This window comes from Chryseobacterium sp. II3a (assembly GCF_057815135.1).
Genome location: NZ_JBYPZJ010000011.1, coordinates 146,425 through 156,130, shown reverse-complemented (window position 1 = coordinate 156,130; position 9,706 = coordinate 146,425). Strand labels below are relative to the sequence as shown.

General features: G+C 36.8%; 7 protein-coding genes and 1 tRNA gene. 3 read left to right on the top strand and 5 right to left on the bottom strand.

Annotated features, from left to right (window positions below; genetic code table 11):
• Positions 1 to 426: ISL3 family transposase (locus AC3HD6_RS21015; protein ID WP_488897300.1), on the top strand; the 426-nt coding region annotated here is incomplete at its 5' end.
• A gap of 100 nt (positions 427 to 526) precedes the next feature.
• Here AC3HD6_RS21015 and AC3HD6_RS21010 read toward each other — a convergent pair.
• A tRNA-Ser gene (locus AC3HD6_RS21010) sits at positions 527 to 613 on the bottom strand.
• 45 nt (positions 614 to 658) lie between these two features.
• Positions 659 to 1,687, bottom strand: coding sequence for an asparaginase (locus AC3HD6_RS21005; RefSeq protein ID WP_488898098.1), 1,029 nt, complete (start codon positions 1,685 to 1,687; stop codon positions 659 to 661).
• 160 nt (positions 1,688 to 1,847) lie between these two features.
• Here AC3HD6_RS21005 and AC3HD6_RS21000 point away from each other — a divergent pair, with 160 nt between their 5' ends.
• Positions 1,848 to 2,528, top strand: a complete 681-nt coding sequence (locus AC3HD6_RS21000; RefSeq protein ID WP_068939692.1) for a TrmH family RNA methyltransferase — start codon at positions 1,848 to 1,850, stop codon at positions 2,526 to 2,528.
• A 165-nt stretch (positions 2,529 to 2,693) separates the two neighbouring features.
• Here AC3HD6_RS21000 and AC3HD6_RS20995 read toward each other — a convergent pair whose 3' ends face one another.
• From AC3HD6_RS20995 to tsaD, 3 genes are read right to left on the bottom strand one after another with little or no spacing between them, the layout of a single operon-like run.
• Positions 2,694 to 3,389 (bottom strand): RsmE family RNA methyltransferase, encoded by a 696-nt coding sequence (locus tag AC3HD6_RS20995; RefSeq protein ID WP_488898097.1) that lies wholly within the window; start codon positions 3,387 to 3,389, stop codon positions 2,694 to 2,696.
• On the bottom strand, positions 3,386 to 3,781 hold the full coding sequence (locus AC3HD6_RS20990; protein ID WP_488898096.1) for a hypothetical protein: 396 nt from the start codon (positions 3,779 to 3,781) through the stop codon (positions 3,386 to 3,388). Before AC3HD6_RS20990 ends, AC3HD6_RS20995 begins: the two co-directional genes overlap by 4 nt.
• Positions 3,778 to 4,794, bottom strand: a complete 1,017-nt coding sequence (gene tsaD / locus AC3HD6_RS20985; RefSeq protein WP_488898095.1) for a tRNA (adenosine(37)-N6)-threonylcarbamoyltransferase complex transferase subunit TsaD — start codon at positions 4,792 to 4,794, stop codon at positions 3,778 to 3,780. Before tsaD ends, AC3HD6_RS20990 begins: the two co-directional genes overlap by 4 nt.
• Positions 4,795 to 4,798: 4 nt before the next feature.
• Between tsaD and AC3HD6_RS20980 the strand changes: the two genes are divergently transcribed.
• On the top strand, positions 4,799 to 9,601 hold the full coding sequence (locus AC3HD6_RS20980) for a translocation/assembly module TamB domain-containing protein (RefSeq protein WP_488898094.1): 4,803 nt from the start codon (positions 4,799 to 4,801) through the stop codon (positions 9,599 to 9,601).
• Positions 9,602 to 9,706: the final 105 nt, after the last annotated feature.

Genomic DNA, 9,706 nt, shown 5'->3' with positions numbered 1-9,706 from the left:
GGAGATACCCGGAAACAACTTCTGGCAAGAAGCAGATACCTGCTTTATAAGAGCCGGGAAAAATGGACTCTATCCCAAAGACAGAGAGCCTGCATCCTTTTTACTGAATATCCTGACTTGGAACAAGCTTATCAGCTAACTGATAAACTTAGAAAAATTTATAATCAGAATATTTCAAAATCTATTGCGATGACCAAGTTGGCGCATTGGTTTAAAAACGTCGAAGAGGCAGGATTTAAATCGTTTTCTACATTAAGAAAAACAATAATGAATCATTACAGAGATATTTTAAACTTCTTCGATAAAAGAAGTACGAATGCTTCTGCTGAATCCTTTAATGCCAAGATTAAAAACTTTAGATTACAGCTTAGAGGTGTAAAAGATAAAACTTTCTTTATCTTCAGATTAACCAAACTTTTTGCTTAGCCCCCAGATTTTGTGCTTGATCCAAATTATTGACCATCAATGGCCAGAAAGGATATGAAAACAAAAAAGTCTTAAGCATAAAACTTAAGACTTTTCTTTGCAGAAAGGAAGGGATTCGAACCCTCGATACAGTTACCCGTATACTACCTTTCCAGGGTAGCTCCTTCAACCACTCGGACACCTTTCTTTTTGAGATTGCAAAAATAGGATATTTTCTTTAATTACCAAATTTTTAGTGCATTTTTTCAGTAGTAATTTCTCCGCAAAGGCTTTGGGTAAAGTTATCTGCGAAACTCCCGGAATAATTTGGATTATCGATCAGGTGCATTGCTTTCGTAATGGCAGTCTCTGCAGTCATATCTCTTCCGCTGATGGCCCCTATTCTTGAGAAAATATTACTGTTCTCATATTTCCCGAAGGAAATACCTCCTGAGATACACTGGCTCACTACTACGATCTCTGTCCCATTATTCCTGATTTCTTGAAGCGTTTCCTGGGTTTTTTCACTGCTGAAGATCGTTCCGGAACCAAAAACCTGTAGGATCAATACTTTCATTTTAGGAATTTCTCTGAAGTGGCTCAGGTGCATTCCTGGGAAAATTCTCCAGAACAAAACATCTTCAGAGATATGTTCGTCAACATGAAACTCCACTTCAGGAGCACAACGGAAAAGGTTGTCTTTGATAATGTTTAAATGAACCCCGGACTGCCCAAGGATAGGGTAGTTTGGACTTGCATAAGCATCAAAATATTCAGCAGAATATTTTAATGTTCTGTTTCCTCTTAAAAGTTTATATTCAAAATAAATGGCTACCTCCTGAATGACTGCTTCATCATTTTCGTACAAGCTTGCATAATACAGACTGGTCAGAAGGTTTTCCTTGGCATCAGTTCTCAGGTCACCAATAGGGAGCTGCGAACCCGTCATAATCACAGGTTTTCTTAGTCCTTTTAACATGAAGCTTAATGCTGAAGCGGTATAAGACATAGTGTCTGTACCGTGAAGGATCAGAAAACCGTCATATTCATTGTAATTCTCATGAATGTAATTGGCGATTACTCTCCATTCCTCAGGTCCCATGTCTGAAGAGTCCAGCGGCTTGGCAAAAGGATGTACAAAAACTTCACATTCCATAAGCTTCATTTCAGGCATCTTTTCGAAGATATTGCCAAAATCAAAGGCACGCAGACTTCCGGTTTCATAATCTTTTTCCATACCGATGGTTCCGCCGGTATAGATGAGTAGGACTTTTCGCTTCATGTATTATTTTTAATTAAGAATTTAATCCCGGTTAAGGATCATAGCCCAAAATTACGTTAATTTGCAAAGATTTGAAAATGAATGAAACGCTTATCATCAAATTTTATAAGAATAAAATGAATTCCAGGCGTTACATAAGGCTATTGAAAAAAATAACTAAATGCAGATGAACGATTTAGCACAAACTTATGAATATTTAAAACAGTTTTTAACAGAAGAAAGGTTAGCAAAAATTGAACATTTTTCTCAGGAAAGTTCAGATTTTGTTCTTCCGGTGGTAGAAGACATTTACCAATTCAGGAATGCAGCAGCTATTGTACGTTCTGTAGAAGCCTGTGGTTTTCATAAAGTAGTGGCGTTGCAGGAAGAATATAGTTTTGAACCCAATCTTAGGGTAACCAAAGGGGCTGATACCTGGGTGGAGGTTGAAAAGCTTCCCCGAAATATGGAATCCTTCCAGGAAATTAAAGACAGGGGCTACAAAATTGTAGTAGTTTCATTGGAAAATAATGCCAAAATGTTACCTGAATACGAAATTACAGAACCTATAGCGTTGGTATTCGGAACAGAAATGGAAGGCGTTTCTCAGGAAATTCTGGATTTTGCAGATGAAACACTGGCGATTCCGATGTATGGCTTTACAAGAAGTTTTAATGTTTCTGTAGCTGCTTCCATATGTATGTATGAGTTGAAACAGAAGCTGATAAAATCTGGTATTGATTATAAACTGGATGAAGAAAAGCTTTTAAGAATGAAAATCCTTTGGACCGTAAACTCCATAAGAAGCGGTCAGCAGATTTTTGACAAATACCTGAAAGAAAATAATATTGATTGGAAATAATCAATGAAGCATAGAAAAAGGAGGTCGTAAAACCTCCTTTTTTATTATTGTTAACTATCTGTTAGTGGGGATATGTCATTCTGAATGTAACGAAGTGGAGTGAAGAATCTCAGTAAAGAGAGAGTTTTTTTTTCACCAGAAATCGAAGATTGTACATTTTCAGATTTAAATCATATTGTAATAATTCCACGCGGCTACAAATAGGCCAGCCGTTTCAGTTCTTAATCTCTGATTTCCTAATGAAACTGCTTTGATCTTCTGTTCGGCCAGAAATGCAATTTCCTTTTCTGAAAAATCCCCTTCAGGACCAATGAGAAAAGTGATCTCTTTCATGGCAGGAATACTCTTAAGTTCTATTCTTTCCAGATTTTCATGACAGTGTGCGACAAAAGTATTATCAGGATTAATACCTTTTAAGAAATCAGTAAGCTTTAGGGTATCATGAATAATAGGAAAATGAAATCTCAAGCTTTGTTTAGACGCTGCAATAGCTTGTTTTCTGATCTTATCGATATTGACATTTTTGCGCTCTGTTTTTTCTGTAGCAATAATGCTGATCTCAGAAATACCCATTTCCACTGCTTTTTCCACAAAAAATTCAATTCTGTCAATATTTTTTGTTGGAGCAATGGCAATATGAAGTTTAGGGCTAAAGCTGGAAAGATCGGTTTTGATTTCTGAAACATTAATGCCAGCTTTTTTCCCTTCGATAACAAGTGTTCCTGAAGCCAGGGCTCCTTTTCCGTCTGTTACATGAATATCTTCACCTGATCTCATTCGAAGAACTTTTACAATATGCTGTTGTTCCTCGTCGTTGATGATAACAGTATTGTCTGTTATTTCTCCGTAAAATAATTTCATATATCCTGAGTTAAAAATGCAACTCCTGTTTTTATAGTTGTGTAAATATCCGTATCACATTCACGGTAACTGCACATATAGATTTCTTCTATCCACTTATCATTAATGTAAATAAGATTCAGGTATTCCTGTTTTCTTAAATTATTTTTGATGGATAAATAATCTCCTTCTTTGGGAGTATAGGGAAAGCTGAAAAGGTTTTCAGAATTTATTTTCTCAAGAATTTCTTCTTTTACATCCTGAATATATCCTGTCTCAGAACTTGCCGGAAAATAATCATTAAGTGCTTCTGAATTTTCATTTTTTCCAGTAACGGTTTCTAGTACCCAATAATATTTTGAGTTCTTTTTAGAATGCGTTCCCAGTATTTTTTCTTCTAAGAGTATTTTCATAAGTCATATTTTGCAGTAGCAGAAGTTCTCAGATCTGTAAATTCACCTCTTTCGAACTTCAATTGAGCTACCATGGCAATCATTGCGGCATTATCGGTAGTATATTCAAACTTTGGAATGTAGATATTCCATCCTAATTTTTCTTTGTTGTCTTCCATAGCCCTTCTCAATGCAGAATTGGCAGAAACTCCACCTGCGATGGCTACATCTTTTACATCAAGATCTTTAGCTGCTTTTTCAAGTTTATTCATTAAGATCTCAATGATGCATTTCTGTACAGAGGCACAAAGGTCATTAAGGTTTTCCTTAATAAAATCCGGATTCTTTCTGACTTCCTTCTGAATGAAATATAAAACGGATGTTTTAATACCACTGAAAGAATAGTCGTAGTTTTCAAGCTTTGGTTTATTAAACTTAAATGCATCGGGATTTCCTTCTTTGGCAAGCCTGTCGATGATAGGTCCTGCAGGATAATCCAGGTCAAATATTTTTCCGATTTTATCAAAGGCTTCTCCGGCGGCATCATCCGTAGTTTTTCCGATAATTTCCATATCAAAGTAGTCTTTTACCAATACAATCATCGTATGGCCACCACTTACGGTAAGACATAGAAAAGGGAAAGTTGGCGGCACAGGATTTGCATCCTCGATGAAATGGGCCAAAATGTGAGCTTGAAGATGGTTAACTTCAATTAATGGAACATTAAGACTCATAGCCAGAGACTTAGCAAATGATGTTCCTACAAGAAGTGATCCCAGTAGACCGGGGCCGCGTGTAAATCCTATAGCAGAGATTGCATTTTGTTGTATATTTGCTTTGGTAAAAGATTTTTCAACAACGGGGATTATATTTTGTTGATGGGCTCGCGAAGCCAATTCAGGAACTACGCCTCCATATTCTTTATGGATAGCCTGGTTCGCAGCAATATTTGAAAGAATAGAATTCCCCTTGATGATAGCTGCTGAGGTGTCGTCGCAAGACGATTCAATACCTAAAATTATAGAGTCGCTCATAATAATGGCAAAGTTAGAGAATAATAACGAGAATGAGAATAAAAAATCAGTAGCTGAAAACCTAGGGGATCAGGTACAGAAGACTGTTGAAAATGTAGAAGGAAAAGTACGGGAAACAGTTAAAGAAGCTTCTGAGCTGGCTTCAGATGCTATCAATCATCCTGTGGAAACTGCTGAAGAGTTTGGTAAACAGGCAATGAAAGATGTCACCAGCTATACCTGGTGGGCAAAACTTCTGCTTATTCTTTTTTGGCTGGGGATTGTTCTTGTTGCCGGGGTTATTATTACGATTAACCTTCCCGTTACCAAGCAATGGGCCGCAGATCAGGCTTTGAAGCTTGTGAATAATGATTTTAAATCCGGGTTTTCTACGGAAAGCGTAGATGTAAACTATTTTGGAGATGTTACTATAAAAGGATTAAAAGTAAAAGACTATAAAGGCTTAGATTTTATTCAGGCTCGTGAATTTCGTGCTGATTCAGATTGGCTCTCTCTTGCAGCGAATGCTATTTCAGGGAAAAGTAATTCTTTAAGCTTTAATTCCCTTACTCTTGTTAATGCAGAAGTAAAAGTCATTACTTATAAAGGCGACAGTATTTCCAATTTTGTCAGATTTACAGAGTTGTTTGATGATGGAAAGAAAAGAGACCCAAATAAACCTCCTTTTCAGCTGAATTCAAGAGTACAGATTATAGATTCTAAAGTATCTATCATTAATCAAAACTCTGAAGGCGATCATGGAAAATGGCTTACAGCAACAAAATTTAATTTAAAAGCTCCCAATGTGAAGGTCGTAGGCCCTAATATCACGGCGCTTATTAATAATATGTCTTTCGTAACCTCCAGATGGGGGAAATCTCATATTGTAGATACCTTTTCAACAGAACTGTCTTTGACCAAGCAGTTTTTATCGTTAAAAGACCTTACCTTAAATACAGATCATACTTTACTTCAGGGAGATATAAAATTCAATCTTCATGATGGCTCATGGGCTGATTTTGCAGACAAGGTTCGCTGGGATATGAATATCAATCAGGGAAGCCAGGTGAGTGGATATGACATCAGCTATTTTGTGACCAACTGGGATAATAGTAAGCCATTCAACCTTTCAGGTAAAATGACAGGACCTTTAAATAAATTCCATTTAGAGAATTTTCTGATCAGAAACCCTGATGTAAATATTGCTACCAAAACCATGAAGGTGGATAATCTGCTGAATGGTCATTTTTCTATTGAAACAAAAGACCTTTCAACTGATTTTACCTATAAAGATCTGAAGGCAATGATGCCTACATTCATTTCCAGCAAAATGAAAAATTTTGCAGATGACTTCGGAAAACTGAAGTATAACGGAATGGCTAAAGTAAATCCGGATCAGGTATATGTAGAAAGCGGAAATTTAATGACAGGAATAGGGCAGGCAAAAATTTCTAAACTGTCTTTAACAGGATACAGTACGGCTATGCCAAAGTACTCAGGGCGTCTTGAGGTAAAAGATCTTAATACTTCTGTAATTACTAAAAATAAATCGGTAGGATTGATTTCCGGTAATTTTGATCTCAATGGGCAGAGCTTTGATGTGAATACAATGCGTCTTACCACCAAATCCCAGATTACCAGTATTGAAATTATGGATAAGGTCATTAATAATCTCTATTTGGATGGTTTATTAGACCATAAAAAATATAACGGGCTGATTACGGTTAATGATGAACAGGCAAAAGCCACCATTAAAGGGTTAATAGATTTCAGTACCTCGAAAATTGCAATGGATGTGAATGCTGATGTTACCCAACTGAACATGAATTATTTTACCAATAAACCTGGCAGCCAGATGGTAAGTGGGCAGGTAGAAGGTAAAATGTCTATGTCATCCATTAATGACCTTACATTGGACGTAAATGCCAATAATATTCATTTTGCAACCGCTACACAGAAATACACTATCCCGGCAGCGAAATTAAAAACCTTTATTGAAGCCGGAGGACGTGTTATTGATGTGGATGCACCGGGAGCAGCTAACGGAAAAATTTCCGGTAAATATAATCTTGCGGATCTTGTAGGCATGGTAGAAAACGGTGTAGGACGAATTCTTGTAGGACCGCCGCCAAGAAAATTATACCGAGGTCAGAATTTTGCCATGAAATTTGATATTCAGCAGGGGTTGGTTAACTATTTCTTACCGGATCTAAAGTTACCTAACGGAGCTGCGGTAGAAGGAGAATATGATGGAGATTCAAATAACCTGATCCTAAATCTTGATGCTACCGCACTGAAATATATTATGACCAAAGAAGAGGAAATTACTGATGCAGATGAAGCGTTGGCAAGTTCCAATCCTGACTACCAGATCAATACTAGAAAAAATCTGAGCAAAGATAGTGCTATGGTAGATAGTATTAAGGTAAGAATCAATACTGCGAATCTTGCTCAGCAGCTATATGCTAGAATCAATAGGTTAGAGTACAATAAAAATATCATTAAAGATTTCGAACTTAAAGGGAATAACGAAAACGGAAATACCTTGCATCTGGCTACCGTATTCAAGCATGGAAGCCCAGATGATGAGATCAATGAAAAGCTGAAGGAATATGCTATTAATGTAGACCAATCTACGGATGCAGCCGGTGATTATGTTTTCAGGTTTGAGCCTACAGAAGTTAAATTCAATGAAGTATCCTGGGCTATTGATACCAGCCCTGAGCTTAATCATTCTATTACTTACAGGAAGAATACCGGAGATTTTGATATCAGGAACCTGAGGGTGTATTCTGATAAGAGTGCTTTGTTTATCAAAGAAGCACAATTTAAATCAATCAAGGATTTCTATGTAGATGCAGATATCAGCGATTTTGCCATAGAGAAACTGCTGGATATGCAGTCTGGAGGGAATAGCATGGATATTCAAGGTCTGGCAAATGGAAGTGTAAAGATCAAGATGGATAAAAGCACTTTACAGCCTCTGGTGGACCTGAATGTAGATGATATTAAAATGAATGGTAATGATATGGGAGCCATTTCTATTTCGGCTACCAACGGGTTCTCATTGAACGTATATGATATCGATGTAAAGGTTCACTCTGCAGGTGTTCTAGGAAACAACAGTTTAAATCTTACGGGAACTGTAAATAACAATAGCGCTTCTCCGGATATTGATCTTACAGCAGAAATGCGTGACTTTGATCTTTCATTTACCCAACAGTTTGTTCAATCTATTTTTGGAAACCTTAGAGGAAAAGCAACAGGAGATCTTAAGATTAATGGAAAGCTTAATAATCTTGATTACAGTGGTGACATTGCCTTAAAAGATTTCGGATTAAAACTTTTGTTTACAGGGGTAGATTATTCATTTGACGATAACGTGATCCAATTAAGTAAAGGGTTGGCCATTCTCAACAATATTGAAGTACATGATGGTAGAACCAATTCGAAAGGGAATATTTCCGGGGCGATCCGTTTTGAAACACTTTCTTCAATGGGTATTGATCTGATCATGAGAGCTGATAATCTTTTGGTACTGAATTCTACTCAAAAAGATTCTGATTTGTTTTGGGGAAGAGTATATGGGCAAGGTGATTTGTACGTTTCCGGTCCTGTGTCTGGTTTAAGTATAACTACTCCTAATATGAGAGCACTTAACGGAAGTACTTTTACTTTCAACTCAAGTTCCACTTCAAATGTTGAAGAATTCAAGATGCTTAGATTCCTGAAAGAAGGAAAAGATGGATTGGTAACATTAGAAGACAAGAAAAAGACCGGAGCTAATATGAATATTGATTTCAATTTAGCAGTAGATAAAGGGACTACGGTAAATGTACTTATCGGAGATGATGTGGGAAGCATTACTGTAAAAGGAACGGCAGATCCGCTGAGGTTCCAGATGAACAGACAGGGAAATATTGCCATGAACGGAACGTATAAGGTAGATAACGGAACATTTGTTTCTAAAGCAATTCTTAATAAAACCTTCCAAATTCAGAAAAACAGCAGCATAAGATGGGATGGTGATGCAATGAAACCGGCACTGGATATTACTGCTAACTATGTAAGAATGGTTTCCAATGCAGGAGAATACCTGAGTATGGGGAAACTACAGCCGATAAGTATTTTACTGCAGGCTAATATTACTGAATCTCTTATAGATCCTAAGGTTGAGCTGAATGTCACAGCAATGGATGTTTCAAGCCAGGTGAGAGAAACTTTGGCTGCTAAAATGAGCCAGGAAGGGGAAAAAGTACTTCAGTTTGGTTCCGTTCTTTTGTTGAGCACCTTTAATGTATCCAATAGCGGAGGAGTAGAAGTGAATATGGGTAACGTTGCAGAATCACAAGGGTATAATATACTTCTGAAACAGTTGGGATCAGTTCTTAATACTATGAGTAATGAATTCCAGATTGACCTAAACTATGTAAAGGGTGACCAAAATTCAAATACAGCAGACAGAGCGAATGCTGGAGTGAGTGTAGCTCTTTCGCCAAGGGTGAATATCAAGACCGGACTGGGTATACCATTATCCAAAACGGAAGCAAGCACTACCGGAGCCCAGAACAATTATCTTTCGGGAGAAGGGTCTATAGAATATGATTTATCTAAAAAGAATGACGGTACTTTAGTGGTAAGAGGATACTCTAAGCCCACCAATATTGGGATGATCAGTACAAATGGAACTGCTAATCAAGCCTATGGAGTAGGGGTCTTATGGAGTAAAAGCTTTAATTCTTTGTTTAAAAAGAAGAAAAAAGATAAAAAAGCATCTGCAGAGAAAACGGAAATAAAAACAGATTCTACAAAATCGAATGCTAAATAATTGGAATATTTTAATGATTTTTATCATCCGTGTTAATTATTGTTAATATTTGATATATTTTTTTTAGTTAAATTATTTTTTGTAAATTTGCAAAAAATACATAGA

Coding starts and splice junctions, on each gene's coding strand:
- AC3HD6_RS20995 (WP_488898097.1), bottom strand. CDS start 3,389: ATGAAATTATTTTACGGAGAAATAACAGACAATACTGTTATCATCAAC.
- AC3HD6_RS20980 (WP_488898094.1), top strand. CDS start 4,799: ATGGCAAAGTTAGAGAATAATAACGAGAATGAGAATAAAAAATCAGTA.
- AC3HD6_RS21005 (WP_488898098.1), bottom strand. CDS start 1,687: ATGAAGCGAAAAGTCCTACTCATCTATACCGGCGGAACCATCGGTATG.
- AC3HD6_RS20990 (WP_488898096.1), bottom strand. CDS start 3,781: ATGAAAATACTCTTAGAAGAAAAAATACTGGGAACGCATTCTAAAAAG.
- tsaD (WP_488898095.1), bottom strand. CDS start 4,794: ATGAGCGACTCTATAATTTTAGGTATTGAATCGTCTTGCGACGACACC.
- AC3HD6_RS21000 (WP_068939692.1), top strand. CDS start 1,848: ATGCAGATGAACGATTTAGCACAAACTTATGAATATTTAAAACAGTTT.